This is a genomic window from Limisalsivibrio acetivorans (assembly GCF_000421105.1).
Taxonomy (GTDB): Bacteria; Chrysiogenota; Deferribacteres; order Deferribacterales; family Geovibrionaceae; genus Limisalsivibrio; species Limisalsivibrio acetivorans.
On record NZ_ATWF01000001.1, the window covers coordinates 1,212,653 to 1,238,070 of the forward strand.

General features: G+C 48.5%; 22 protein-coding genes. 12 read left to right on the top strand and 10 right to left on the bottom strand.

Annotated features, from left to right (window positions below; all coding sequences use genetic code 11):
* Positions 1 to 9: 9 nt before the first annotated feature.
* Positions 10 to 462: a DUF3124 domain-containing protein gene (locus K300_RS0105820; protein WP_022850729.1), complete on the top strand. Its 453-nt coding sequence runs from the start codon at positions 10 to 12 to the stop codon at positions 460 to 462.
* Positions 463 to 546: 84 nt separating this feature from the next.
* Here the strand turns inward: K300_RS0105820 and K300_RS0105825 are convergent, their stop codons facing one another.
* Positions 547 to 1,395, bottom strand: a complete 849-nt coding sequence (locus K300_RS0105825) for an NAD(P)-dependent oxidoreductase (protein WP_022850730.1) — start codon at positions 1,393 to 1,395, stop codon at positions 547 to 549.
* A gap of 108 nt (positions 1,396 to 1,503) precedes the next feature.
* Here K300_RS0105825 and K300_RS0105830 point away from each other — a divergent pair, with 108 nt between their 5' ends.
* The 3 genes from K300_RS0105830 to K300_RS0105840 all read left to right on the top strand — a co-directional run bounded on the left by K300_RS0105830 (position 1,504) and on the right by K300_RS0105840 (position 5,841).
* Positions 1,504 to 2,607 (top strand): RtcB family protein, encoded by a 1,104-nt coding sequence (locus tag K300_RS0105830; protein WP_022850731.1) that lies wholly within the window; start codon positions 1,504 to 1,506, stop codon positions 2,605 to 2,607.
* A gap of 167 nt (positions 2,608 to 2,774) precedes the next feature.
* Positions 2,775 to 3,740 (top strand): IS30 family transposase, encoded by a 966-nt coding sequence (locus K300_RS0105835; protein WP_022849682.1) that lies wholly within the window; start codon positions 2,775 to 2,777, stop codon positions 3,738 to 3,740.
* A gap of 205 nt (positions 3,741 to 3,945) precedes the next feature.
* On the top strand, positions 3,946 to 5,841 hold the full coding sequence (locus K300_RS0105840; RefSeq protein ID WP_022850732.1) for a methyl-accepting chemotaxis protein: 1,896 nt from the start codon (positions 3,946 to 3,948) through the stop codon (positions 5,839 to 5,841).
* 60 nt (positions 5,842 to 5,901) lie between these two features.
* Here the strand turns inward: K300_RS0105840 and K300_RS0105845 are convergent, their stop codons facing one another.
* The 4 genes from K300_RS0105845 to K300_RS0105860 all read right to left on the bottom strand — a co-directional run bounded on the left by K300_RS0105845 (position 5,902) and on the right by K300_RS0105860 (position 11,522).
* Positions 5,902 to 6,237, bottom strand: coding sequence for a hypothetical protein (locus K300_RS0105845; RefSeq protein WP_022850733.1), 336 nt, complete (start codon positions 6,235 to 6,237; stop codon positions 5,902 to 5,904).
* Positions 6,234 to 7,841: a GTPase HflX gene (gene hflX, locus K300_RS0105850; RefSeq protein ID WP_238320639.1), complete on the bottom strand. Its 1,608-nt coding sequence runs from the start codon at positions 7,839 to 7,841 to the stop codon at positions 6,234 to 6,236. The genes K300_RS0105845 and hflX overlap by 4 nt, the downstream gene beginning before the upstream one ends.
* Before the next feature lie 191 nt (positions 7,842 to 8,032).
* Positions 8,033 to 9,709 (bottom strand): methyl-accepting chemotaxis protein, encoded by a 1,677-nt coding sequence (locus K300_RS0105855; RefSeq protein WP_022850735.1) that lies wholly within the window; start codon positions 9,707 to 9,709, stop codon positions 8,033 to 8,035.
* A 133-nt stretch (positions 9,710 to 9,842) separates the two neighbouring features.
* Complete coding sequence (locus K300_RS0105860) at positions 9,843 to 11,522, bottom strand: methyl-accepting chemotaxis protein (RefSeq protein WP_022850736.1); 1,680 nt, start codon at positions 11,520 to 11,522, stop codon at positions 9,843 to 9,845.
* 445 nt (positions 11,523 to 11,967) lie between these two features.
* Here K300_RS0105860 and K300_RS0105865 point away from each other — a divergent pair, with 445 nt between their 5' ends.
* Both K300_RS0105865 and K300_RS14740 read left to right on the top strand, forming a co-directional pair.
* Positions 11,968 to 12,465, top strand: a complete 498-nt coding sequence (locus tag K300_RS0105865; RefSeq protein WP_022850737.1) for a rhodanese-like domain-containing protein — start codon at positions 11,968 to 11,970, stop codon at positions 12,463 to 12,465.
* Between the two features lie 296 nt (positions 12,466 to 12,761).
* Positions 12,762 to 13,232, top strand: a complete 471-nt coding sequence (locus K300_RS14740) for a MarR family winged helix-turn-helix transcriptional regulator (protein WP_022850738.1) — start codon at positions 12,762 to 12,764, stop codon at positions 13,230 to 13,232.
* A gap of 9 nt (positions 13,233 to 13,241) precedes the next feature.
* Here K300_RS14740 and K300_RS14745 read toward each other — a convergent pair whose 3' ends face one another.
* The gene (locus tag K300_RS14745) at positions 13,242 to 15,392 is read right to left on the bottom strand and encodes a PAS domain S-box protein (protein WP_022850739.1); all 2,151 of its coding nucleotides are present in this window, start codon (positions 15,390 to 15,392) and stop codon (positions 13,242 to 13,244) included.
* Between the two features lie 295 nt (positions 15,393 to 15,687).
* Between K300_RS14745 and K300_RS0105880 the strand changes: the two genes are divergently transcribed.
* Positions 15,688 to 16,719 carry a threonine aldolase family protein gene (locus tag K300_RS0105880; protein ID WP_022850740.1) on the top strand — a complete coding sequence of 344 codons (1,032 nt, stop codon included), beginning with the start codon at positions 15,688 to 15,690 and terminating at the stop codon, positions 16,717 to 16,719.
* Between the two features lie 7 nt (positions 16,720 to 16,726).
* On the opposite strand, the gene K300_RS0105885 is transcribed toward K300_RS0105880, so the two are convergent.
* From K300_RS0105885 to K300_RS0105895, 3 genes are read right to left on the bottom strand one after another with little or no spacing between them, the layout of a single operon-like run.
* A complete protein-coding gene (locus K300_RS0105885) occupies positions 16,727 to 17,686 on the bottom strand; it encodes a 2-hydroxyacid dehydrogenase (RefSeq protein ID WP_022850741.1) in 960 nt (319 codons plus the stop codon).
* A gap of 8 nt (positions 17,687 to 17,694) precedes the next feature.
* Positions 17,695 to 18,198 (bottom strand): peptide deformylase, encoded by a 504-nt coding sequence (gene def, locus K300_RS0105890; RefSeq protein WP_022850742.1) that lies wholly within the window; start codon positions 18,196 to 18,198, stop codon positions 17,695 to 17,697.
* Between the two features lie 3 nt (positions 18,199 to 18,201).
* On the bottom strand, positions 18,202 to 18,744 hold the full coding sequence (locus K300_RS0105895) for a glycine cleavage system transcriptional repressor (protein ID WP_022850743.1): 543 nt from the start codon (positions 18,742 to 18,744) through the stop codon (positions 18,202 to 18,204).
* Between the two features lie 326 nt (positions 18,745 to 19,070).
* On the opposite strand from K300_RS0105895, the gene K300_RS0105900 reads away from it, so the two are divergent.
* The gene (locus tag K300_RS0105900; protein WP_022850744.1) at positions 19,071 to 21,476 is read left to right on the top strand and encodes an ATP-dependent Clp protease ATP-binding subunit; all 2,406 of its coding nucleotides are present in this window, start codon (positions 19,071 to 19,073) and stop codon (positions 21,474 to 21,476) included.
* Positions 21,454 to 22,779: a 2-dehydropantoate 2-reductase gene (locus K300_RS0105905; protein WP_022850745.1), complete on the top strand. Its 1,326-nt coding sequence runs from the start codon at positions 21,454 to 21,456 to the stop codon at positions 22,777 to 22,779. Before K300_RS0105900 ends, K300_RS0105905 begins: the two co-directional genes overlap by 23 nt.
* A 4-nt stretch (positions 22,780 to 22,783) precedes the next feature.
* Here K300_RS0105905 and K300_RS0105910 read toward each other — a convergent pair whose 3' ends face one another.
* Positions 22,784 to 23,425, bottom strand: coding sequence for a MarC family protein (locus K300_RS0105910; RefSeq protein ID WP_026836323.1), 642 nt, complete (start codon positions 23,423 to 23,425; stop codon positions 22,784 to 22,786).
* A 193-nt stretch (positions 23,426 to 23,618) separates the two neighbouring features.
* Between K300_RS0105910 and K300_RS17060 the strand changes: the two genes are divergently transcribed.
* The 3 genes from K300_RS17060 (at position 23,619) to K300_RS16055 (ending at position 25,003) form a co-directional block, all read left to right on the top strand.
* On the top strand, positions 23,619 to 23,741 hold the full coding sequence (locus K300_RS17060) for a hypothetical protein (RefSeq protein WP_283804753.1): 123 nt from the start codon (positions 23,619 to 23,621) through the stop codon (positions 23,739 to 23,741).
* On the top strand, positions 23,707 to 24,333 hold the full coding sequence (locus K300_RS0105915; RefSeq protein WP_162139856.1) for a response regulator transcription factor: 627 nt from the start codon (positions 23,707 to 23,709) through the stop codon (positions 24,331 to 24,333). Before K300_RS17060 ends, K300_RS0105915 begins: the two co-directional genes overlap by 35 nt.
* Positions 24,334 to 24,421: 88 nt before the next feature.
* Positions 24,422 to 25,003 (top strand): response regulator transcription factor, encoded by a 582-nt coding sequence (locus tag K300_RS16055; protein ID WP_022850748.1) that lies wholly within the window; start codon positions 24,422 to 24,424, stop codon positions 25,001 to 25,003.
* The last annotated feature ends 415 nt before the right edge of the window (positions 25,004 to 25,418 follow it).

Here is a 25,418-nt window from a genome sequence, read left to right on the forward strand (position 1 = left end):
GGGTGTACCATGAAGAAGCTTACGGTTATAATCCTAATCATGCTCAGCGCTGTAAGTGTCTGGGCATTCAATGTAGACAAGAGTAAGGGGCAGACGGTGTACATCCCTGTCTACTCCGAAATATACGCCGGAGCCCGCTCTAAGCCCATGGATCTCGTGGTTACGGTGAGCATACACAACACATCCTCCGAAGAGAGCATTCTCCTCGAAAAGGTGGACTACCACGATACATCGGGAAACCTTATCAAGCACTACCTTGATAAACCGCTACTCCTCGGCCCCCTTGCAACGGCGCAGTATATCGTTAGAGAAAAGGATGACACGGGGGGTTCCGGCGCAAACTTCATCGTAAAATGGAGTGCAAAGGAGAAGGTTCCCCAGCCTGTAACCGAATCGGTGATGATCGGCGCAAAGTCATCCCTTGGCATCTCCTTCGTATCCCCCGGAGTTATCATCAAGTAATTTTTTCTATATAATAGCAAAATAAAAGGCCGGCTATAATACCGGCCTTTTTCAGCCCACAGGCTGTGTATTAACAAATTACTTTCATTTAAACATTTTATAAACCACAGAAAAATCCTCTTCACTCAGACCCCTGCGGAAGGTTTCTGCATAAAGCTCCTTGGCTGCTCCTGCTGTGTATAGGGGCATCTTAACATCCTCCGCCAACCTCTGAAGGTAGCCAAGATCCTTATATATTGCCGATGCAGAGAAGTGTGCGGAGAAATCCTCATCGGCGAGCTTCTGCTTCTTTGCATCGAATACAAGGGATTTTCCACCCCCTGTGGAGAGAACATCGATAACATCGCTCTTATCAAGGCCAGCCTTCTCACCAAAGGCCACAGCCTCTGCTATGGATGTCATGAAAACGCCGAGGAGCATGTTGTTTATTACCTTCATTCTTGAAGCCGCCCCCGGCTCCCTGAGATAGAATACATCCCTTCCGATGGTGTCGAAGAAGGCTTTATGCTCATTGAAGGCGGGTTCATCGCCGCTTACCACGACAACAAGCATTCCTTTCTTAGCAGGTACAACGCTTCCGAGAACCGGAGCCTCAAGGTAGCTGAACCCCTCCGCTTCTGCTATCTCGTAAACCTCAAGAACCTCTTTATAGTGGTTTGTGGAGGTGTCGATAATGGTCTTCCCCTTGAGATCCGCATCAAGAAGACCGCCGTCCATGCCGAAGACATCGAGTACGGCATCTGTATCGAAAAGGTTAAGGACAATGGTATCCGACTTCTCCGCAACCTCTTTGGGTGAAACGGATATATCCGCACCTAACCCGTCCGCCTTCTTTATGGTTCTGTTCCATACGGTGAGGTCGTAGCCCTCGTCCATCAGCCTTTCTGCGAGTGCTTTCCCCAGATTTCCCAGTCCTATGAATCCTGTTTTCATAAATCACAACTCCTTTCTTAAATAATATCTACAGTAATGATCACGCACTTCAGGGCTGTGTTCAAGTTTTTCTTGAATTTTATCCATCCACGCCCATATCATAATCCCATGAATGATGAACGCTACGCACCGATGATACCCCAGGAACTGATCGAAGAGACTGCACAGAAGCAGATTGATGAATGGCTCACATACCCCTTTGTCAAACGTTTTGTAATACTACCCGATGTCCATGCCGGCTACCATATGCCCATAGGCGGCGCCGCATTGTTGGACAAAGGGATCATATCACCCTCCGCCGTGGGGTATGACATTGGCTGCGGGATGTGCTGTGCTGTCACTGATATAGATGCGGACACCGTGTACCCCGAACGTGAGCCCATATTCAGAGAGATAACCTCAAGGATACCCACAGGTTTCGACTTCAGGAAGAAGGGGCTCGACTACAAGGAGTTCCGCTCCGCGTCAGGCGACAGAAAGCTTGATAAAAAGGTTAAGGAGCGCCTATACGTCCAGCTCGGAACGCTCGGCGGCGGAAACCATTTCATCGAACTGGGCCCGGACAGGGATAACAAGCTCTGCATAACGATCCACAGCGGCTCCAGAAACCCCGGCCACAGCATAGGGGGCTATTACATGAAGCTCTCAAAAGATGAGGATACGGAGCTCCCCACAGGGTTTCTGAACCTTAACCGTGATACGGGCAGGGCATACAGACAAGACATGGATTTTATCCTGCAGTACGCCCTGGACAACCGCCTCATGATGATCGAAACAGTTAAGGAGATACTGGGAATAACGGACAGAAATATAAAGACCTTCATAAACGAGAACCATAACCATGCGGAAACCAGAGGGGATGGAGTACTGCACCGTAAAGGGGCAACACCCGCAGAAAAAGGGCAGCTCGGCGTTATCCCCGGCAATATGCGTGACGGCGTTTACATAACCGAAGGGCTCGGTAATGAGGAATTCCTCTCCTCCGCCTCCCACGGTGCAGGCAGGATTATGGGGCGAAAGGAAGCAAAAAAGAAGCTGTCCCTCGACCGGTTCAAAAAACACATGGAGGGGATAGTCTCCTTTGCGGACAGGGCAAGGCTCGATGAATCACCCGATGCCTACAAAGATATAGCCGAGGTTCTATCATATCAGGAAGGTATTGTTATCAAAACAATAAACAGCGTCCGACCCTTCCTGAATATCAAAGGCTGACACGTATTTTTATTTTTCTGAAATGTAACCATGTTAACTTTTTTACAATTTCCTTTCAAAAATGCACCCTGGATTCAATAATTAAGTGCAACTTTTAAGTAGTGGTCAAAAGAGGTCAGGTGCGTTAGCATCGTAGCTCTTTAACCACCACGTCAAAGGAGCACCGAATGAAGAACTATACACACCTGACCCGTGAACAAAGGTACCAGATTTATGTGCTGAGGAAAACCGGACATTCTCAGACGGACATAGCTGATTTGCTTAAAGTACATAAATCTACCATCAGCCGAGAGTTACGCAGAAACACAGGAGGTCGTGGTTATCGCCCAAAGCAAGCTCATCGCAAAGCTATTGAACGAAGAATGGACAAGGTCCCAAGACGGATTGCACAAACTGAATGGTATTTTGTTGAACGTCTTCTGCTTGAAGACTGGAGCCCTGAGCAGGTGAGCAATTGGCTAAATCAAAATTATGGAATAAACGTAAGTCATGAGCGTATCTACCAGCACATTCTTGAAGATAAAAGTCATGGTGGAACACTTTATACTCACCTGCGTTGCCGAAGAAAACGCAGGAAGCGATATGGTGTTTATGAACGCAGAGGAGAGATACATGGCAAGTTAAGCATTGAGCAGCGTCCAAGTATTGTAGAAGAGAAAGCGAGATTCGGAGACTGGGAAGTGGATACAGTTATAGGAAAAGGGAACAAGCAGGCGATTGTTTCTCTTATTGAGCGGAAGTCTTATCTGACACTTATACGCAAGGTAGAAAGAAAGACTGCTGTACTGGTGACAAAAGCGGTTATAGAAATGTTGAAACCGATATCACACCTAGTCCATACAATCACTTCCGATAACGGGAAAGAGTTTGCAGGACATGCCGAAATATCTGAGATACTAGGGGCTGAATTCTACTTTGCTCATCCATATGCTTCGTGGGAACGCGGAATAAACGAAAATACAAACGGACTCATTAGGCAGTATGTACCAAAGAGTAGGATGCTTGAAAGTGTTGATGATATAGAGATTCAGAATATTATGCAGAAACTAAACAACAGACCAAGAAAAGCAACTGGATATAAAACTCCTAACCAGATACTATTCTCTATAGACCCCGTTGCACTTGCTAGTTGAATTCAGGCACTCGATTTCTGTTATCTTATGCATATAAACATGTATATTGCGGGTTGATGGCATATTTGTTTCATCCTGCAGGCCTCAATAAATCCATATATCTGAAAAACATTCAAATATCTTAAACAGATGCGGAACGATTGATGCATTTGCGTTACTCCATATCTTAACTCATGCAGAACATCCGTGTCCATTGGAGGATTAAATGTCTTTGAAGATTAAGATTTTTATAGTGATGCTGGTTATTTTTCTTGCCAGCTCAATAATCCTGATATCCCAGTCCTATTTCGGAACAAAGAGCATAGCGGATTCCATGCTTCTGGAGAGACAGCAGAACATATCCGGGGATATCGCCAACTACGTGGACAGCTGGGCGGAACTTAAGATGCACGCCATCGACAGCATATCCAACATAATCGAAAAAAACGCTCAACCCGGCATCCCCCGTACGGAAAGGCTTAGACAGGCTATGAAGGTTGTTGAGGTCTCCAGTAAGTTCGACCTTGTTTATGTGGGTGTTGAGCAGACCGGTGAGTTCATCCCCTCATCTCCGATAAACCTTCCCGACGGATATGACCCGAGACAGAGGCCATGGTACACAGGCGTTAAGGGTCAGAAAAAGGTCTCCGCAACAAAGCCCTACGCCAGTGCAGAGGATGGCCGGCTCATTATCTCATTCATGAAACCCTTCTATCTTGAGGGGAACTTTGAGGGCGTTGTAGCTTCGGATATAAGCCTCGATTCCGTTGTGCAAAACGTTCTCTCCCGCAAGATAGGAGAAACGGGCTTCGCATTCATAACCAATAAAGAGGGAACAATCCTCATACACCCCGACGAAGGGATGGTTCTTGAGAAGGGGATTGCGGATATCAACGAACAGCTGACCGGACTAGCTGGAACAAATGAGACCGAAGAGATTGATATAAACGGTAAACGGTCCCTCGTCTCCAACTCTTCCATACCTATAATAGGGTGGCAGGTCTGGACAGTGGTTCCGAAGAAAGAAGTTTACGGCGCTGTAAGTGCCATGTCCTACAAACAGATAACCACCGGCGTCATCATACTCATAATAGCCGTTGTTGTTATACTCTTCTTCACAAGAACGCTTCTGAGACCGATAGACAGGCTTCTGGCAAGCCTTATGGACATCGCAGAGGGTGAGGCGGATCTTACCCAGAGGCTCGATGAAAACAGAAGTGACGAGCTGGGCTCCATAGCGAAATACTTCAACATGTTCATATCCAGAATTCAGGAGATTATTCATACCGTTGCGGATCTCTCCAACGCCATGGCGGACTCCAGTTCCGAGCTGAGCAACTCGGTAACAAACATTTCAGGCGGCCTCAGCCAGCAATCCGGTGATACAAACGAACTGGCCGCCGCTGTGGAGGAGATGAACCAGACGATACAGCAGATCGCAGAGAATGCATCTAATACGGCGGAACAGGCCAACAACACCCTTGGCAGTGCGGAACAAAGCCAGGAGGCAGTTATGGGCACTGTGGAGAAGGTGAACGAGATAGCCCAGTTTATCAGGGAGTCTGCGAGGGTTATCGAATCCGTGGGTGAATCCTCCGGAAAGATTGGCGAGATTGTGGACGTTATCAACGATATAGCCGACCAGACAAACCTCCTAGCCCTTAACGCCGCCATCGAAGCCGCAAGGGCAGGCGAGGCCGGCAGGGGATTCGCAGTGGTTGCCGATGAGGTTCGAAAGCTTGCAGAAAGAACCCAGACCGCAACTCAGGAGATTTCCCAGATGATAAGCGAGCTCCAATCCAGCTCCCAAAAGGCTGTAAGCAAGGTTGAGGGGGGCGTTAAGCACTCCGAGGAAGGCACAGAGCAGGCTAATCGTGCTGGTGAGTCCATCGTTCAGATCATTGAAAACACGAACATAACCACGGACATGGTCACCCAGATCGCAACGGCAGCCGAGGAGCAGTCCGCAACGACAAACGAAATATCAAGCACTGTTGAGCGTATACGCCACATTGCAGAAACCAACGACACCGAACTGAGGGAGATAAGCTCCGCTTCCGGACATGTTAGCGAATACGCCGCAAAGCTTCGTGAAGAGGTGCAGATGTTCAAGATCAAATAAGGGGCTGTCGCCAGCCCCTGCTATAGCTATATTTATGCTTCGGGATGGATGAGCAGGAGACTACCCCTGCTCCCTCCTTTCCCGGAGGATATACCACCCCTCCTCCTCTCGGAGCAGGTGTGTTTTTGTATAATAAGTGGCCATCCCCTCACCCTCGACTATGTACTCCACGAAGTTCACCTCGGCAAGCTTCCCCTTTATCTCTTCCTTGACTATTTTAAGCCCTGCATGCTGTGTGTTCCTGGCAAGGTTTGAGAAATGTTCGCTGAAACGTTCCGAGTCGCTGAAAAACTTGCGGAACTCGCTCTTATGGGAATAAAGCCCGAAGATACCTTCACCATCGCCATCCTTATAAAGCTCCGCCCTGTATTCAATAAGCTCCGACGGCGTTCTCATTTGTAGTAGCTCTCAACGGGAATATCGGTCTCCTTCCCCTCACGGAAAAGGTAGTATCGTATCTTCTCAAGAAGCTCTCGGAAGCTTTTCCTGTTCAATGCCGAGATATAAACAGCATCGGGATAGGTTTCCCTGAATGCGGCGAGCTGTTCCAGCCTTGAATCGGCTCTATCATCCGGCTCAGAGGGCTCTTCCCCCCTTAAAACAGCCTGTTCATCATCTTTAAGCAGGTCGATCTTGTTCAATACGAGCACGGTCTGCATGTCGCTCAGCTCAAGCTCACCCAGAATCTGCTCAACGGAGCGTATATGGTTCATGAATCTTGGATTCGATATATCAACAACATGGACAAGCATGTCGCTCTCATGGAGCTCCTCAAGGGTGGACTTAAAGGCACCCTGCAGGTTCTCGGGGAGGTCTCTGATGAAACCCACCGTATCGGTGATGATAACATCACGCTCCTCGGGGAATCGGATCCTCTTGGAGCTGGTATCGAGGGTTGCGAACATCAGGTTATCAGCATAAACCTCACTGCTGGTAAGGTTGTTCAGGAGGGTTGATTTCCCTGCGTTCGTATATCCGATGATGGAGACAACGGGGAGACCGCTCCGGTTCCTTCTGCCACGTTGAACCTCCCGGTTTTTCTCTATCTTTTTGAGCTTCTTGGTTAAGAATGCGATACGGTCGTTAATTCGCCGGCGGTCTATCTCAAGCTTTGTTTCACCGGGACCTCGCCCACCGATACCACCCGTAAGCCTTGAGAGGGAATCATCTCTGGTGGCAAGGCGGGGGAGTATATATTTAAGCTGGGCAAGCTCCACACGGATCTTCCCCTCGTTAGTGGCGGCACGCCTTGCAAATATATCCAGAATAAGCTGGGTTCTATCCAGGCTCTTAAGCTCGGTGTAGTCTGATACAGCTCTGGACTGTGCCGGAGAAAGGGGATTGTCGAACACAATGTAGTCTGCACCGGTCTGTAGAGCTCTGATAACGATATCCTTAAGCTTTCCGGGCCCCATGACATACTTAGGGTGTAACTTGTCACGTATCTGCTTGAAGGTGTCTATCACGTCCATACCGGCGCTTTCCGCCAGCTCTTTTAGCTCAGCCATATACTCATCGGCATCACGCTTGGACTTGTAGGTACCAAGGAGTATCGCCGTGTCCTTTTCTTTTGTGCGGTAAAGTGCTTTTGTCTTGGATGAGATCTCATTCTCAAGGGCGGTTATAAACTCTTTATAATCCGATTCCTGACGGTATGGGTCCTTCTCTTCAAAGTAGCCGAACATATCATCCGCATCGGGGGGGAGGATGTAGGCGGTCTCCATATCCTGAGGGATACCCCGCTCATCATAATGCAGAACGCTCACCGAATCGAGCCTGAGAAGAGCGAGGTCGGTAAGGTCGTCCTGAGTAAGGCTCTCACCCTGCGTATGTGTGTGGATAAGCCGGAGACCCCTGAGCCTGCCCGGGATAAGGCGGAAACGGAAGAGCGGGGGGATGACGATCTCGTTGGATGTACCGGCGATAACAAACTGTACCGCGCCGCTCCTGTCCAGAAGCACACCGAGCTGTCGCCCGATATCAAGGGACAGTTCGCACAAATGCCTTGCAAAATCACCCGCCACAATTCCGGCGGACTGGCTCTTTCTCTTATAAAGCTTTTCCAGAGCCCTCGTCTGTTGGGGCTTAAGCCCCTCTAAATTTCCATGAACCCTTATATTAAACCTCCGGGGGAGTTACTTAAGTTTACACTTATAATATAATCCCCCCGTTATATGCAACACCCCAAAGATCAGCTTGTCTTGAATTTGGAAACAAGCTGGGAAAGCTCCTCAGCCTGCTGCTGAAGGTCGGATATTGTATGGGTTATCTCCTGCATCGCCACAGAGCTTTGCTCCAGACCGGAACTGATAGCCTGGGTGTTGTCGTTTATGCTTACGATAGTGGTTGTCTGCTCCTGAACGGCATTGCTGATTATACTGTTCACCTGGTCAACGCTCTCCATCGATTCAACTATATGGCCAAAGACAACGCCCGTTTCGCCCATAACCTCAACACCGGTCTCCACCTGATCCCTGGCCTCGTTCATATCCTTTGTGGCGGCGTTTGTCTCGCTCACAAGACCACTGATAATCCCGCCGATCTCGCTTGTGGCGTGCTGTGTTCTCTCAGCAAGCTTACGCACCTCATCGGCAACAACGGCGAAGCCTCTTCCCGCTTCTCCCGCTCTTGCGGCCTCAATGGCGGCGTTCAGAGCAAGGAGGTTGGTTTGGTCGGCGATATCATCGATAACGCTTACGATGCTTCCGATCTCTTCGGAGGATTTAGACAGACTGCTGATGGTCGAATTAAGTTTCTCAACCTTATCCTTTATGCCGTTAACCTCTTCCACAGCCCTGTCGAGAGTTTTCTGCCCTTCGTTAGTATAGTTTACAGCATCCTTACTCCGGTCCATACCTTCGTTCAGGGAGTTCATAACCTCTGTGGAGGAGGAGGAAAGTTCCTCTGTGGCGGCGGCAACGCTTGATACCTGGGAAGCCTGACCATGGAAGGTGGAGGATATCTCCTCGGTGGTGCTGGCAAGCTGGGTGGAGCCGGAGGCAACACTGCCTGCACTGTCCTTAACGGCAACGATAAGCTCTTTCAGTTTATCAAGGAAACGGTTGAAGTTCCTTGCAACATCACCCACCTCATCCTTCTGGCTGTCGTCGAGGGTTACGGTAAGATCGCCCTCCCCCTCGGCTATGTCATTTAGAACAGAGGCGGTTACAACAAGGTTTTTCATTAGAATCTTTGTGAATACAAAGCTAAGAATAACTACGGATACAGCAACAATCACAACCGCAATAAAGATAAAAACCATGAGCCGGGATATTCTGTTGCCTGTTTCCTTCTCCATTAAGGCAACCTGCTTATCAATATCATCTATATAAAACCCGGTTCCAACGATCCACTCCCATTTATCGAGTGTTTCAACATAACCCAGCTTATCCGCTATCGTGTTCTCAGAGGGCTTGTCCCAGGGGTAACGAAGGTACCCGTCACCGCTTCTGGCAGCCTTAACGAGGTTTCGCACCAGATAATCCCCGTTTGCATCCTTTAGATCCCAAAGGCTCTGCCCTTCGAGCTCAGGCTTCGGACCGAGCACTTCACAGTTGCCGTCAAAGTCATATACAAAATAGTATCCATCCGTTCCGAAACGAAGATCACGAAGGATATCCTTAACCTGCTCCTTAGCGGCTTCATCATCAGGGGAGGCATCCTTATAAATATCCGCAACGGAGCTCATTGCCACGTCGATATAGTTTTTCAGCTCGGTTCTTTTTGCCTGCATCATCTGTACCCGAGACTGTTCGATATCTGCGTTGCCGAGCTGTTTAAGCTGATAAATGGATATAACACCTATAACTGCAGACGCTAGCAGGACTGAAATGAAAAATAATAAACTAAACTTAACTTTGAGTGACATATTAATCTCCGATAGCACCATATTCACACATTAGCGATTTCATAACATTTAATAATGAATTATAGGCATGGGATAGTATATAGCGTCAAGGGAAATGCAAAGGGGGCTTAGGTAAGCCCCCCGCTATATATAATCAGGTTTTGAATCTTGCAACCAGGTTACTCAACTCATCGGACTGCTTCTGCAAGTCGGCAATGGTATGGGTTATCTCCTGCATCGCCACAGAGCTTTCCTCTAGACCGGAGCTTATCGCCTGGGTGTTGTCGTTTATGCTCACTATGGTCGTGGTCTGCTCTTCCACAGCGTTGCTGATAATGCCGTTCACACGCTCAACGCTCTGCATCGTATCCACAACCTCGCCGAATACTGTTCCGGTTTCATTGATAACATCCACTCCGCTCTGAACCTGAGACTGTGCAGCCTCCATATCCGAATTAGCCGCCTTAGTCTCGCTCACCAGACTGCTGATAATACCGCTTATCTCGCTTGTAGCTGTCTGTGTCCTTTCGGCAAGTTTTCGAACCTCATCGGCCACTACGGCAAAGCCCCTGCCTGCCTCGCCGGCTCTGGCAGCCTCGATTGCGGCGTTTAGCGCAAGGAGGTTGGTCTGGTCTGCTATATCGTTAATAACGTTAACTATGCTTCCGATATCCTCGGAGGACTTTGAAAGGTTGCCAATTGTGCTGTTAAGCTTCTCAACCTTCTCACGGATACCGTCTATCTCGCCGATGGCACGGTTAAGGCTCTCCTGACCCTTGCCCGTCTTCTCTACAGCCTCACGGCTCTGAGCCATACCTTCGCTGAGGGACTGCATAACCTCGCTGGATGAAGAGGTAAGCTCCTCTGTGGCGGCAGCAACACTCGATACCTGCGAGGACTGGTCATGGAACGTAACAGAGATCTGCTCCGAAGAGCTGGCAAGCTGAGTGGAACCGGAGGCTACGCTCATCGCATTCTCCTTTACCGAATCAACAAGCTCACGGAGCTTTTCGAGGAAGGCGTTGAAGTTCTGTGCCACAAGACCTACCTCATCTCGGCTCTTTGCCTCAAGACGCACTGTGAGATCGCCCTCACCTTCGGAGATGTTCTTGAGAACATCCGCTGTGGTTGTGAGGTTTTTCACTATAAGCTTGGTGAAAACAGCTGTGAAAACAAGGACAAGCCCAAGGATAACAATGGCAAAAATAAGGATTTTAATGACAAGAGCACGCAGGTCTCTGGATGCCCTCTCCTCGATTTTTGCTACCTCATCCTTAATGTCATCGATGAAAAAGCCTGTCCCTATCATCCATTCCCATTTATCAAGACCGATTACGTAACTCAGCTTCTGGCCGTCTTTCTTTGTTTCGGGATTTTCCCATGTATACTCATAGAAGCCGGAACCGCTTTTCGCCTCCTGAATCATACCCCTTATAAAGTATTCACCTGAAGGGGTCTTAGCATCCCAAAGGCTTTTCCCTTCAAGCTGGGGGCTGATTCGGTGCGAGATCATGAGTCCGTTGAAGTTTGTGGCGAAAACATAGTTATCCCCCTCATAGGCAAGTTGTCTAAGGATATCTGCTGCTTTCTCCTTCGCCTCTTCATCATCTACATCTGCATTCTCGTAAACAGAAGCAATGGATGAATATGCCATCTCCATAAGGCCTTTAAGTTCAACCTTTCTGTCCTGTAGAAGTTTTTCGCTGAAGGCCTCTACCTGTTCTTCTGTCTGGTTTTTAATGTTGTATATAGATACCGCAGAAACAGCGATCACAGAGATCAATACCCCCACTACCAGTGCGAGACCTATCTTTAGCCTCAAAGAAAAAAACATAATAACCCCCAAATTGTGTGTATTTTCTTTCTCAAATCACAATGAAGCGTTCTATTTGTATTCTTGATACCACTGTGCTCTTCTTGCAATTGGAAAATACTTATATTCAGTTATGTACCTTTGTGTATATCCTACAATTATAGTAAGGATACAGTTAAGATTATGATTCTCATGAATATGTCAATCATTTTTTACAACTCTATTACCAATTTATTACATTATCAATAATTTTTTGTACAAGCCATTAACCATAATTCAGTTGCTGTAATAAACTATATTGATTATCAACTACTTATTTATTGGGGTTAAAAATGAAATAATCGTGAAATTTTAACAAAAGAAACGGATTGCTATACTATTGGAGTTTTTTATATCATGATATATTATTGAAACATTGTCTGCTTATTATTAGAATTAGTTTATAACTTTTATTTTGGAGGACAAAATGCGCATGAAACTATTCGGAATTATTATCTGTACTATCACCTTGCTGACTGCATCCTTTTCCTTTGCCGAAACACCCAAAGAGGCGTGGATGAAGATTGTGAAGGAAGCGAAGGCAGAGGTAAACAGCATCTCAGCCAAAGAGCTTATGACATGGATTCAAGAAAGCCGTGATTTCCGCCTTGTGGACGTGAGGGAGAAGTACGAGGTCTCTGCGGCAAAGATCGAAGCTTCCAACTTTGTAAACATCCCCAGGGGCCTGCTGGATCCCCTCGCCGCAAAAAAGGGAGTGCTCGATGTTGATGAAACCATCGTGATCTACTGCAAGGCTGGTGCAAGGGGTGCACTTGCGGGGCATATGCTCAAGCGAATCGGCTATAAGAACGTTTACAACCTTGAGGGCGGGATAAACGAATGGATCAGAGCAGGAAACCCTGTGACCAACGGACTTGGAACCTTCAAAGCTGTGCCCTATAAACTCACAGGATGTGCCGAATAATAACCAGACTGGCTCGACTCTCTGATATCAAGGGGGGTCGAGCATCGCCATCCCCCATAATATAACGGGGCGACAGAACCCGGCACAGCAAAGGATTAACCTTCCAACCATTGAACGATCTCAACAGTGAACAAACACTTCTTACCTATTTATATAGTGTTTAGAACCATTGAGCACATTGTAGTGCCGAGCATCAGCAATACTAACCCTGTTATTGTTTGACAACGGCATTGTCAGAGAAAAATAAATGTAATATATTCTTCCGAGTAGACACACATGAGCCAAAGGAGAGAAGAATGAGCATGAACAGAAAGGAGAGCGAACTTCTTGAGAAGATGTTTGCCATAAGCCAGTATATATTCACACTGAACAACCTTCTCCAGGAATCGGGAAAAACAGTGGGCGCACTAAGCAAATCGGGCAAAAAGATATGGGGGCTTCTGCATATCCTTCATGTTAACGGGATGCTTACGGTTCCTCAGGTTGCGAGGAAGAGGGCCGTATCCAGACAGTTTATCCAGCGGCTTGCAAACGATCTCGAAGAGGAAGGGCTTGTGGAGTTCATAGACAACCCCGGCCATAAACGCTCGAAGCTTATGCGCATGACACCCGCAGGGCTAAAAAAATATCAGGAGATTCTGGCGGAGATCGAAAAGACCTTCGGTGAGCTTGCCATGCAGTTCAACCTGGAGGATGCAGACACCGCATTAAACGTTCTTGAAGAGATGAGCAGGGCAATAGCCGGTCACCTTGAGACATCAAAGTAGCAGTAAAGCTTAATAGAAGGTATAGGCGTTCTTGCCGCCGTTTTTCACCTTGTACATGGCGGCATCCGCCTTTTTCAGCAGTGATTCTGGGTCCGAGCCGTGTTCGGGATAAATAGACACACCAATACTGACCCCAAGGGTGCATTTGTCGATATAAACATCATAGGGTTCTGAGAGCTTTTCCAGAAGACGCTTCGCAACCATCTCCACCGAACCTCTGTCCACAGTATCCTGCAGGATAACAACGAACTCATCACCCCCCATGCGACAGGCTGTATCCATCTTGCGTATGCAGTGGTTAATCCTGTTGGCCGCCTCCTGCAGAACCAAATCACCGGCTTTGTGGCCGAAACTGTCATTAACCTGTTTAAAACCGTCAAGATCCATATAAAGGAGTGCCACAGTATCGTTGAAGCGCTCAGCCCTTGCAAGGGCCCCTTCGAGCCTGTCCTGCATCAGGGTTCTATTAGGCAGGCCTGTGAGGCTGTCGTGGAGGGCTAGATACTGTATACGCTCCTCCTGCTCCTTCTTCTCGGTAATGTTCTCTTTTACAGCTACATAATACAGGAGCCCACCCTCTTCATCCTGAACGGGTGATATGGAGACGAGCTCCCAGAAGAAATCCCCATTCTTGGACTTGTTGCACATCTCACCCTTCCAGACATTCCCCCCCCTTATGGTTTCCCATAAATCACGGTAATAATCATCGGGATGCTTACCCGATTTCAGGATTCTCGCATTCTCCCCCAGCGCCTCTTCGCTGGTATACCCTGAGAGCTCCGTGAAGGCTGGGTTTACATACTCAATATTCCCCTCAGCATCGGTTATAACAACGGAAACGGGGCTCTGCTCCACAACCCTGGAAAGCCGGAGGATCTCATCCCTGCGCTTCTTCCTTTCCGATATATCACGAAAAACGGTATGCACCCCCGGCTTGCCGTTCTCCCTTATAAAAGGCATGTTTACAGTCTCAATTGCGATTACCTTTCCATCCTTTCGAACAACGTGACGCTCAAAAAGCTCACCCCTCTTCTGACTGGTCAGCGCATTTACGAAGATTTCCCTTGAAAAATCCCTGTCTTTCTCGGGTATAAACTGATAAACATCCAGCCCACTCAACTCCTCCGCTCTTTCAAAACCAAGAAGCTCGGCGGCCTTTCTGTTTGCACAAATGATATTTTTTGTATCGTGCAGAACCATTCCATCGGGTGAGTTCTCAAACAAGCTCCTGAAACGTGCCTCGCTTTCGAGGATGCGTTCCTCCATCTTTATCACTTCGGTAATATCCTCAAAGGCGCAGACTATTCTTATGCCGGAGCTCCCCTCTAAGACAGCCGCATTAAGGCGAAGGTAGTTTATATCTCCGTTTCTTGTGCAGAAGATCTCACCCTTAAGTGGCTTACCCGTTCGGAGTACACCGCAAAGGGGGCATTCTCCTTTTACCAGGGGGACACACTTCCCCTCCTGGTACCTCCCGGAAAAGGAATCGGTAATATTAACCCCTTTCAGGCCGGCGCTTCCGAGGAGCTTTTCTGCAGTTTTATTGCTGAAATTCACCCGAAGCTCTTCATCAATAGTCACAATCCCCACAGGACTGTTCTCTGATATACTCATAAGCATGGAGTGCTCGCCGGCAAGATTCTCCCGAACCTCCTTGAGCTCCGTAATATCGATACTTACACAGAGTATATGGGGGTCCTCCCCCTCTGCAACAACCAGGGGTCTTCTTACCGTACGGAGCCATCGAAGCTCTTGCCTGCAGTTATATACCGGCTCCTCCTCAACGATAACCTCACTCCCCTTGCGCTGAACCAACTGCTCATTCTCTCTGCAAGAAGCGACGAAGGAGGAATCACCTATCAGATCCTTATCTGCAAGCCCGGCTGCATCCTCGGCACGCACGCAGAAGAACTCGGAGAAAGCTCTGTTAACAACAACATAACGACCTTCCCAGTCCTTTACAAAAACAATATTGGGAACTGCATCTATGATCTTTGTAAGATACTGGGAGTGGGACTCCATAGAGAATTCCATGTGGGCACAGCGGCTCAACTCCTCCTCAAGACGGTTTTGACATTCTTCAAGGGAGGCTCGAAGCTCACTGAGTTCTTTGATATGTTCCGGCGAAAAATGGTCACCGCTTTCAGATGTTCCTTTCATAAGTTCCCCTCGTCAAGGCATAAAGCAAGGTATTTGTCTTTGTATTCTGCTCAGATTTATTTTCGACAAATTCACTCTTAATAATACAATATGCCCCGGGGAGTAATTATCAACACTCAGCTTAGGTAGGGTGTGACGGGGCTGTAAGCTGGATATATCTTAGTGATTCTAACACTATTCTGGGAATACTCAATTTAAATGGTGTAATCTACATCAAATTCAGGATGAGCGATTGACAAATCCCCTTCAAAGGGATATCAGAACCAGAATAATTATTTTGCCCAAGGAGTTTTTAATGAACAGAAAAGTCAACTTCCTCAGCGACAACTGTGCGGGTGTCCTGCCGGAGGTTCTTGAGAAGATCGAACGGACGAATACGGGTTATGTCCCCTCATACGGAAACGATTCATACACCGATGAGATAAAGGAGAAGATGCGCACTGAGCTGGGCGATGCGGATATCTCCTTTGTCCTCACCGGAACCGGTGCAAACGTTATATGTATAGACAGCTGCATCAGAACCTTTCAGGGTGTTGTGTGCCCTGAGACAGCCCACATAAACGTGGACGAGTGCGGTGCGCCCGAACGCTTCACAGGGAGCAAGCTCCTCACAGTCCCCTCCCCCGACGGCAAGCTCACAGTAGCGGGAATTAAGAGCCACATGCACACCATCGGCTTCGAGCACCACACACAACCGAAGATGATCTCCATATCCCAGGCCACCGAGTGTGGAACCCTTTACACTATCGATGAGATAAAGGAGCTCACCTCCTTCGCCCATGAAAACGGCATGGTTGTTCATATGGACGGCGCAAGGCTCGTTAATGCAGCGGCCTCGCTTAAGTGCTCCCTTAAGGAGATGACGAAGGATGCAGGCGTAGACCTTCTCAGCTTCGGCGGAACAAAGGGGGGGCTTATGATGGGCGAGGCAATCGTCTTCTTCAACAAAGAGCTCGCAAAGGACGTGAAATATATCCGCAAGCAGGCCACCCAGCTTTATTCCAAGGTCCGATTCGTTGCGGCGCAGTTCGATGCCTTTTTCACTGGTAATCTCTGGCAGAGAACCGCCGAACATGCAAACAGCATGGCGGCAATACTGGCCGAGAGCATCGGCAGACTACCCGGTGTTGAGATAACCCAGGCTGTGGAGATAAATGCGGTTTTCGCAAAGGTACCCGAAAAGGCTGTGAAGAAGCTCCTCGAGAAATATTATTTCTACGTATGGGACCCTGAAAAGAGCGTTGTACGGCTGATGACATCCTTCCAGACACAGGAGGATGAGATAGGTGAATTCACGAAGGACCTCGAAGAGGCCCTTAAGTCATAACATTTATCTACGAAGCCCCGTTGAGAGCATTCCACGGGGTTTCGTTATCCTTAAGAACACCTCTTACGCTGTCACAGCAGAGCCTCCCCATCTCCCCTCTTGTGGCGATAGAGGCGGAACCAATATGCGGCGCGAGGACACAATTCTCAAGAGCGAACAGCTTCTCCTCCACCTCCGGCTCGAACTCGTAAACATCAAGTCCTGCGGAGAAGATCTCCCCCGATTCGAGGGCATCCGCCAGATCAGCCTCCTTTACGATGGGGCCCCTTCCTATGTTAACGAATACGGATGTATCCTTCATCAGTGCAAACTCTCTGGAGGTGAAGCGGTGTTTTGTCTCATCGGTGAGAGGTGCTGTCACCATTACGAAATCGGAGCGTTTAAGCATATCGTCGAATTCAGCGTATTCTGCACCAAGCATCGTTTCCGCCTGTCGGTCACGCCTGCGGGTGTGGTAGAGGATATCCATATTGAAGCCCCCCGCCATCCTCGCTGCGGCCTGGCCTATCCTGCCAAAGCCGAAGAAGCCGATGGTTTTGCCGAAAAGGTCCATTCCCATAAGGAGATCCGAGCTCCATTTCCTGAAGTCACCCCTGCGGGTATACCTGTCCCCCTCTGCGACCCTTCTTGCCGCCGCCATCAGGAGGGCAAAACCAAGCTCCGCCGTAGATTCCGTCAAAACATGGGGTGTGTTGCAAACGGTTATACCGAGGCGTTCCGCCGCCTCCACATCGATATTATTGTATCCCACGGCGTAGTTGGCAATAACCCTCAGATCTGGGCACGCCTCCATGAGCTCTTCGTCTACCCTGTCCGGCAGCATGGATATTATCCCCGAGGCATCCTTGGCCCTGTCAATAAGCTCTTCACGGGAAAGATTATTTTCAGTATCGTTATAATCGATCTCAAACCCCTCAAGGGCGGAGACAACATCAAAGGGGATCCTCCCCGTAATAAGAACCTTCATCATGTATCCTATTTATATTTCTTTCTGCGGAACAGATCCGTCCGTCTGGATATAACACGGTCTATGAAGAGAATACCATCGAGGTGGTCCGACTCATGCTGGATCAGGATAGCCTCGAAGTCCTCGGTTTCAAAAACACGCTCCTCGAAGTTTTCATCCCTGAACTGCACAAGGATCTTCCTCGCACGGTTAACATTTCCCGTATAGTCCGGAACACTCATGCACCCCTCACGAAAGGGCTTGATACCCTCCCATTTGAGGATAACAGGGTTTATCATAATCCTCTGGCCATGGTGCTCCTTACACTTCTTGTTCTTCCCCGGATCTATGGCTATTATGCGGTACAGCTCGCCAATCTGCGGTGCGGCAATGCCCACAGAGTGACCGCTCCCCTCCATCGTATCCTTAAGATCCTGAATAACCTGCTTTACCTTGTCATCTATCTCGGTCACATCCTCCGCTATCTCTTTAAGCAGAGGGTTGGGGTAGGTCAGAACTTCTTTTATCGCCATTTATCACAACTCGTATGTTTCAATCTGCCGGACATGGATATCCGTACCGAGCTCTTCGGAGATCTTCTTGAGATCACCTGTCCAGTCCTCTCCCTGAACAGCCTCGGGAACGACCACCTCAAGCACCATAATATATATGGGCGCTTCGTCCTTTCCCGCAACCTTTGTCTGCAGGTCTGCGATATTTATCCCTTTATCGGAAAGATATCCGGCTACCTTGTTCACTATCCCCGGCTTGTCCGAACCGTATACAGAGATAATGAAGTTGTCCCCATCGGGGGAGCCGGGTGCATCGTTGATATCCTGCACCTGCACAGAAACATCCATGCGCCTCTCCATATCCGCATACATGCTCTTCACCCTCTCCACGGGAAGATCCTCGTCGTGGCTTACGATAAAGATAGCCGCAAAGAACCCCTTGAGGAGGGTAGAGCTGGAATCCTCGATATTAAAACTGTTTTTAACCATAACATCCGTGACTTCCGCCACTATACCCGGCCTGTCACCGGCGACAAGCATCAGGGAGTAAAGATTCTTTTTACCCATTGCAAACACCCCGAAGTTTTTTTCTATACTTCATCTGACACCCCGTCCGGGGCTTAATCCATACATTCTGATAATTATGATGCCCATATATCCGTATGTCAACAGGAGGATGGGTGACACTAATGTTCAAATCATTCATATATCGATATTTTAGCAGTTTTAAAACAGATTAATCTTGAACGCAGGGCTATAGAACAATATAATTCATAAGCAAGGCATATGATTAACCCGGCATAGAGATTATTTGAACAATCTGCCGGAATGAGTTTCACAATAACAATTCCTTCCCCGAATCAAGCGGGGAGCCATATAAAACGGGGGCACTAATGTTTGACCTTTTTACAGACAGAGCAAGGCGTGTGATCCTTTATTCAAGAGAATCCGCAGAGAAGATGCTTCAGACATCCATCGATACGGAGCATATATTAATGGGGCTTCTCAAGGAGAGAACGGGTCTCGCAGCCGATATATTCACAAAGAAGGGGGTTGATATAAACCTCCTCATGAATGAGATAAAAAACCTCAGCGCCCAGGGGCGCAACCTTATGATAAAGGGGAGCCTCCCCTTCAGCCCCATGGGAAAGAACGTTCTCGAGTATGCCGTTGAAGAGGCTAAGATCCTCGAGAACAAGTATATCAATACCGAGCACATCCTCCTCGGCCTCATGAAGGAGCGCAGAGGGAAGGCCTTCACACTGCTTAACAAGCTGGGCTTTGAGCTGGTATCCCTCAGGGAGGAGATCAAGTCGATGTCCAAGACCCAGTCCAAAGCAGCCTCGGTGGCAACACCCACCATCGACGAATTCGGTCGTGATCTCACGGAGCTAGCCGCAGAGGGTAAACTCGATCCCGTAATAGGTAGAACAGAGGAGATCGAAAGGCTTGTGCAGATACTCTGCCGGAGGATCAAGAACAACGGTGTCATCATAGGGGAGCCGGGTGTGGGCAAAACCGCCATCGTTGAAGGGCTCGCCCGGGAGATGGTTTCGGAGAATATCCCCGAATTCCTCAAGGACAAGAGGCTTATATCCCTAGAGCTCGGTAGCCTTGTTGCGGGAACGAAATACCGGGGACAGTTCGAAGAGCGGATGAAGAACCTGATCAAAGAGATAGAAAACGTAAGCAACATCATCGTCTTCATAGATGAGATCCATACCATAGTCGGCGCAGGTGCCGCAGAGGGCTCCATAGACGCATCCAACATGCTTAAGCCCGCCCTCGCCAGAGGCTCCTTCCAGTGCATCGGTGCAACCACGCTCTCCGAGTACAGGAAGCATTTCGAGAAGGATGGCGCACTCAACAGACGATTCCAGACTATCTTCGTGGATCCCCCCACTGCGGAGGAGACCGTGAGCATCCTTAACGGTGTCCGCCGGTATTATCAGGACTTCCACAAGGTAAACATACCCGATCCTGTACTCGAAGAAACGGTCTACCTCACAGATAGATACGTAACCGATAAGTTCCAGCCGGACAAGAGTATCGACGTAATAGATGAGGCATGCTCCAAGCTCAAGCTACAGGTAAACGTCCTGCCTGAAAAGATCAAGGAGAGCAAGGCGAAGCTGGACGCCGCCATGGACAAGCGCAACAGGCTCATAACCGAGAACGACTTCGAATCGCTCGAGAAATGCAACCGTGACATCGAAAGGCTGGGCAAAAAGGTTCGTGAGGAGATGGAGAGCTGGTCCAGCGAACTGGATGAAAACTGGCCTGATCTGGACAAGACAAAGGTGGCCGAAGTCGTGGCGATGATAACAGGTATCCCCGTTCAGAAGCTGAGCGAGGACGAGATGGAGCGCATCGCAAAGGTCGGCACAGATATAAAGAAATACGTTGTGGGGCAGAACGAGGCTGTGGACTCCCTCGCAAAGGCTATAAAGCGAAGCTTTGCAGGGCTCAACGCACCCGAAAGACCCCTCGGCTCATATATATTCCTCGGACCCACCGGTGTGGGTAAAACCGAGGTGGCAAAGCGGCTTGCGGAGATCGTTTTCGGCTCCCAGAGTATGCTGATCCGCATGGATATGAGCGAATTTATGGAGAAGTTTAACGTCTCCAAGCTCATCGGAGCACCCCCCGGATATGTGGGATACGAGGAGGGGGGCAAGCTCACCGAGCAGGTCCGCAGGAAGCCCTATTCCGTAATTCTCTTCGATGAGATAGAGAAGGCGCACCCCGAGGTTATGAACGTCCTCCTCCAGATTCTGGACGACGGACACATCCACGACAGCCTCGGCCATAAGGTGAACTTCAAGAACACAGTGATCATCATGACATCGAACCTCGGAACCAAGCTTACCCTTGATAACCGCTCCATGGGCTTCAACGCCGTGGAATCGGTGGAGTTCGATATCGATTACGACAAGTTCAAGTTCAATGCCTTCAAGGAGCTCCGCAACAACTTCTCGCCGGAGTTCCTTAACAGGGTGGACAGCCATATCGTGTTCAAGCCCCTCGGAAGGTCGGAGCTTTTCGAGATCATCGACCTGCAGGTGGAGGAGATTAACGAAAGGCTCGCCAAGCACAACAAGCGCATCGAGCTCACCGATGAGGTTAAGGACTTCCTCCTCTCCGGCGACTATAACTACACCTACGGAGCAAGGCCTATCAAACGCCTTCTCCAGACACATATAGAGGACAACCTCAGCGAGATGCTTATATCAGGCAAACATAAGAGAAGAAAGAATCTGAAGGCGGTGCTTAAAGATGGAATCATCTCATTTAAATAAACGGATAGCGATAGTGGGAGCCGGTGCCATCGGCTCCTTTTACGGATACTTCATGGCAAAGGCGGGCTACGACGTAACCCTCGTTGCAAGAGGTGCCCACCTCGAAGCGATGCAGGAGAGCGGCAAGGTGAAGCTAGACAGCCGTATCCACGGCAGCGGTGAGGCTTCTGTAAACGCCAAAGGCTTCCTTGAGGGGGAGTACGACTGCATCATTATATCCGTTAAATCCCAGGATACCGAGGTGGCCTGCGAGATGGCGAAGGGTCACCTTAAAAACAGCGGGTACGCCATATCCTTCCAGAACGGGATCGAGAATGCGGAGATACTCGAAAGGCATTTCGGCGCGGACAGCACCCTCGGAGCCTCGCTGTACATCGGCGTATGGATAGAAACACCCGGCACGGTGAACCATTCCGCATATGGGGATGTAACCTTCGGCGCTCCCAACGCCAGAGCAAAGACCCATGCCAATGACTTCGCCTCTATACTTGAAAACTCCGGTCTTAAATTCACCCAGACAGACAATATACGCTATGTCCTCTGGAAGAAACTGGTATGGAACGTTGCATACAACCCCCTTTCCGCACTCTTAGAGAGCAAATGCGGCAGGATGGCCAAGAACGCTGATACCTATTCCCTCATGGTTAACATGGTTCTGGAGACCTTGGAGGCGGCTAAGCTTGAGGGGATTGAGATACCCGAGGATGACTGGCGCCCCCTCATCGCTTACAAGGACAGCCTCAACGACTATAAAACAAGCATGCTTGTGGACATACAAAAAGGAAGAAATCCGGAGATAGACGGCATCCTCCTCCCCGTAATCAAGAAGCTTGAGGTAGCCGGCAAAAAGGCCCCATACTGCGAGACGGTTTATAAATCACTCAAATTCAAGTACGGGGACAAATTCGTATACACCCCCCGCATTGCGGCGGATGTCATCGTACGCAAGGGGGACTCCATACTCCTCATAGAACGAGGAAACGAGCCCTACGGATGGGCGATTCCGGGTGGATTTGTGGACTACGGCGAGCGTGTGGAGGATGCGGCGAGGCGTGAGCTTCTAGAGGAAACCGGTCTTGAATCACCGGAGGTTCATTTCCTCGGAATATACTCCGACCCCGAGCGTGACAAGCGGGGGCATGTGGCGAGCGCAGTATACTACGCCGATATACCCGATGCCGCACCAGTTGCTGGAGATGATGCGAAGAATGCAAGGTTCTGGAAGCTGGATGAGCTCCCCGCAGAACTCGCCTTCGACCATGCAAAGGTTATTCAGGATTACATAGAAAGAACCGGGGGGTGAGGCCTCACCCCTCTATCATAAGCATATGGCGGACGATGGGGGTTAGCCCCTTAAAGAAGAATTCCACCGATATAACCATAACGATAAGCCCCATTATCCGCATGAGTACCTTATTACCGTTGTCTCCGAGGAAGGACATAATACCCTTACCGCTCAGAAGCATTGCCGCTGTTAGCAGGCAGACAAAGAGGATCATGGCAAATAAAAGCCCCGTCTGCACGGCGGTTTGAGCCTCCTGCATAAGCACAATAACCATTGTTATAACACCGGGACCGGTTATTACAGGGATCGCGATGGGGGTTATGGCTATATCTCCTGCAAAGTCCGCTTCATTCTCATCCGCCTCACGCTTTCTTGATATCCTCGCACCTAGCATATCGTAGCCGATACCGAAGAGGATTATCCCGCCCACGATCCTGAAGCCGTTAACGGATATGCCGAAGAAGCGGAAGATAAACTCACCCGTCAGGGCGAAGACGACCATAACAACGAATGATACCGTCAGAGCCTTATAGACAACATGCCTTGAGCGTTCTGCACTCATTCCGCCGGTCATGGAGATATAGAGCGGGATAACACCCAGCGGGTTTATCATCGTAAAGAGGGACGTAAAGCAGAGGACTGCAAACTTAAAGGTTTCGTTCATTTCCATAGCCCTGATACTACCCTTTCAACCGCATACATTCCATGTTTTTCTTTTCAGCTTGTCACTAAGATATTGAAGAATTGTTTTTGCCTGCATATTTTATTGTATCATAATGAATTGAAGTATTTGAATGCACACACAGTGCTAAACAAATGTATAATTGCTTATTAATTAATTTCCGGAGCGTGTGTTAATGACCCTAGAAGAACTGCAGAAGCGGTTGAAGAAGTATACAATCCTCTATGCCGAGGACGATGAAGGCATTCGTGAGGTTTATCTTCGTGCTCTCAGCAAGATGGGGGGGAAGCGTCTATGAATCTGCTGACGGAAAAAGCGCACTCGAACGCTATCGTTCTCTAAAGCCTGATATTGTAATTGCGGATATTAAGATGCCCGGCATGAACGGCGTTGAGATAGCGAAGGAGATCCGTAAGAACGATAAAAACACCCGAATAGTCATAACAACGGCTTACACAGACAATAAATACACCCTCGAAGCCATGGAGCTCCTGATAACCCGCTACCTTGTTAAACCTGTCAGCACCAAAGAGCTTTTTACAGCTCTGGCGAAATGCGTAACCGAGCTGGAGGAGATAAACCCGGACAGTTACGAACTGCGCCCCGGTCTCTTATATAACAAGTGGACCAAGACCCTCACAGGTGAAGAGGGTGAGATTAAGCTTACCAATATAGAGTGCAGTATCCTTGAGGTTCTCATCGAGGACAGAGGTAAAGTAGTTCGCTATGCCAAGTTTGAGGATGATGTCTGGAACGGCGAATATATGTCTAAAGATACCCTAAGAGCCCACATAAAGGCGTTACGAAGCAAGCTGGGCGGAGAGCTTATTAAGAGCAGTAAGAGTATCGGCTACATGCTTGAGTTTTACAACTATCAGAATAATCAATAGCCCCTGTTTTTTCTTCACGATTTATTCACAGCAGTGGTGTTATTTTATAACCATAAAAAGTGAATAAATATGGATAAGGGGTGATTTTATGAGACATTATCTGGTTATAAGCAACAATACTCTCCATGCAGAGTTCCTCACAGAGCTGCTTATTATGCAGAACCACCGTTGCGATACCCTTAAATACGACGATTATCAGGGCGTTGAGGGTTATCTAAACAGCTATAATCCAGATTTTGTTATTCTGGACATCTTCTCAAGCAACTTTAATGAGCACCTACTCAAAACGATTCTTGAGAGCGATGATAATGCAGAGGCTATGCTCCTCACCTCCAGATCGAACCCCTTCCAGAAATATTACTTCAAAAAATACGGTGTACGAAACTTTGTATATATAGAAGACGATGTCAAAGAGATTGCCGAATCCCTCAAAGGTATACGAGGCAAGCGCAAGACCGCACTCTGGCCCAGATCCCTTGATAATCTCACCATACGCGAATACGAGGTTCTCCAGAAGATCGCCCTCGGCATGACCAGTAAGGAGATCGCAGAAAAACTGAGCATAAGCAAGAATACTGTGGACACCCACAGGAACAAGATGCTCCAGAAGCTCAAGCTCTCTAACTCCACAGCCCTTGTAAACTATGCGCTAAAATCCGGACTTATCTAAGGCACAAAGCCATAACAGGTCCAACTCATGAAGAAGATACCCCTTTATGCTCTCCAGCCTGGCACAGCTGCCGGGCTGGACAATACTGGCTCCCGATCCCCCTTTCACAGCATTCTCTGTGCGTTTTGTTATACGGATAACGCCGAACGCAGTGTTAAGATATGCAAGTATTACAGCTATAATCTCAACTGCTGTGCCATGACACCTGCAAATCACATAATCACTAACAAAGCCAATTCAGGCAATAAAGGTCATATTCGGGTAGTCAGGCTAACTTTTTAGCGATACAATTGTATTAGTATTTATGAACCTGATGGGCACATACCCGATGAGAGCAATATTTATGCTGAACCACGGGGGGATATACAGTTATCGAATCCAAAGATGCCCCGGGTAATTATTCTGACCAAAATCA

What these genes read in the sequence shown, in the direction of transcription:
- K300_RS0105820 (WP_022850729.1), top strand. Translation starts at nt 10, where the DNA reads ATGAAGAAGCTTACGGTTATAATCCTAATCATGCTCAGCGCTGTAAGT.
- K300_RS0105825 (WP_022850730.1), bottom strand. Translation starts at nt 1,395, where the DNA reads ATGAAAACAGGATTCATAGGACTGGGAAATCTGGGGAAAGCACTCGCA.
- K300_RS0105830 (WP_022850731.1), top strand. Translation starts at nt 1,504, where the DNA reads ATGAATGATGAACGCTACGCACCGATGATACCCCAGGAACTGATCGAA.
- K300_RS0105835 (WP_022849682.1), top strand. Translation starts at nt 2,775, where the DNA reads ATGAAGAACTATACACACCTGACCCGTGAACAAAGGTACCAGATTTAT.
- K300_RS0105840 (WP_022850732.1), top strand. Translation starts at nt 3,946, where the DNA reads ATGTCTTTGAAGATTAAGATTTTTATAGTGATGCTGGTTATTTTTCTT.
- K300_RS0105845 (WP_022850733.1), bottom strand. Translation starts at nt 6,237, where the DNA reads ATGAGAACGCCGTCGGAGCTTATTGAATACAGGGCGGAGCTTTATAAG.
- K300_RS0105855 (WP_022850735.1), bottom strand. Translation starts at nt 9,709, where the DNA reads ATGTCACTCAAAGTTAAGTTTAGTTTATTATTTTTCATTTCAGTCCTG.
- K300_RS0105860 (WP_022850736.1), bottom strand. Translation starts at nt 11,522, where the DNA reads ATGTTTTTTTCTTTGAGGCTAAAGATAGGTCTCGCACTGGTAGTGGGG.
- K300_RS0105865 (WP_022850737.1), top strand. Translation starts at nt 11,968, where the DNA reads ATGCGCATGAAACTATTCGGAATTATTATCTGTACTATCACCTTGCTG.
- K300_RS14740 (WP_022850738.1), top strand. Translation starts at nt 12,762, where the DNA reads ATGAGCATGAACAGAAAGGAGAGCGAACTTCTTGAGAAGATGTTTGCC.
- K300_RS14745 (WP_022850739.1), bottom strand. Translation starts at nt 15,392, where the DNA reads ATGAAAGGAACATCTGAAAGCGGTGACCATTTTTCGCCGGAACATATC.
- K300_RS0105880 (WP_022850740.1), top strand. Translation starts at nt 15,688, where the DNA reads ATGAACAGAAAAGTCAACTTCCTCAGCGACAACTGTGCGGGTGTCCTG.
- K300_RS0105885 (WP_022850741.1), bottom strand. Translation starts at nt 17,686, where the DNA reads ATGAAGGTTCTTATTACGGGGAGGATCCCCTTTGATGTTGTCTCCGCC.
- def (WP_022850742.1), bottom strand. Translation starts at nt 18,198, where the DNA reads ATGGCGATAAAAGAAGTTCTGACCTACCCCAACCCTCTGCTTAAAGAG.
- K300_RS0105895 (WP_022850743.1), bottom strand. Translation starts at nt 18,744, where the DNA reads ATGGGTAAAAAGAATCTTTACTCCCTGATGCTTGTCGCCGGTGACAGG.
- K300_RS0105900 (WP_022850744.1), top strand. Translation starts at nt 19,071, where the DNA reads ATGTTTGACCTTTTTACAGACAGAGCAAGGCGTGTGATCCTTTATTCA.
- K300_RS0105905 (WP_022850745.1), top strand. Translation starts at nt 21,454, where the DNA reads ATGGAATCATCTCATTTAAATAAACGGATAGCGATAGTGGGAGCCGGT.
- K300_RS0105910 (WP_026836323.1), bottom strand. Translation starts at nt 23,425, where the DNA reads ATGAACGAAACCTTTAAGTTTGCAGTCCTCTGCTTTACGTCCCTCTTT.
- K300_RS17060 (WP_283804753.1), top strand. Translation starts at nt 23,619, where the DNA reads ATGACCCTAGAAGAACTGCAGAAGCGGTTGAAGAAGTATACAATCCTC.
- K300_RS16055 (WP_022850748.1), top strand. Translation starts at nt 24,422, where the DNA reads ATGAGACATTATCTGGTTATAAGCAACAATACTCTCCATGCAGAGTTC.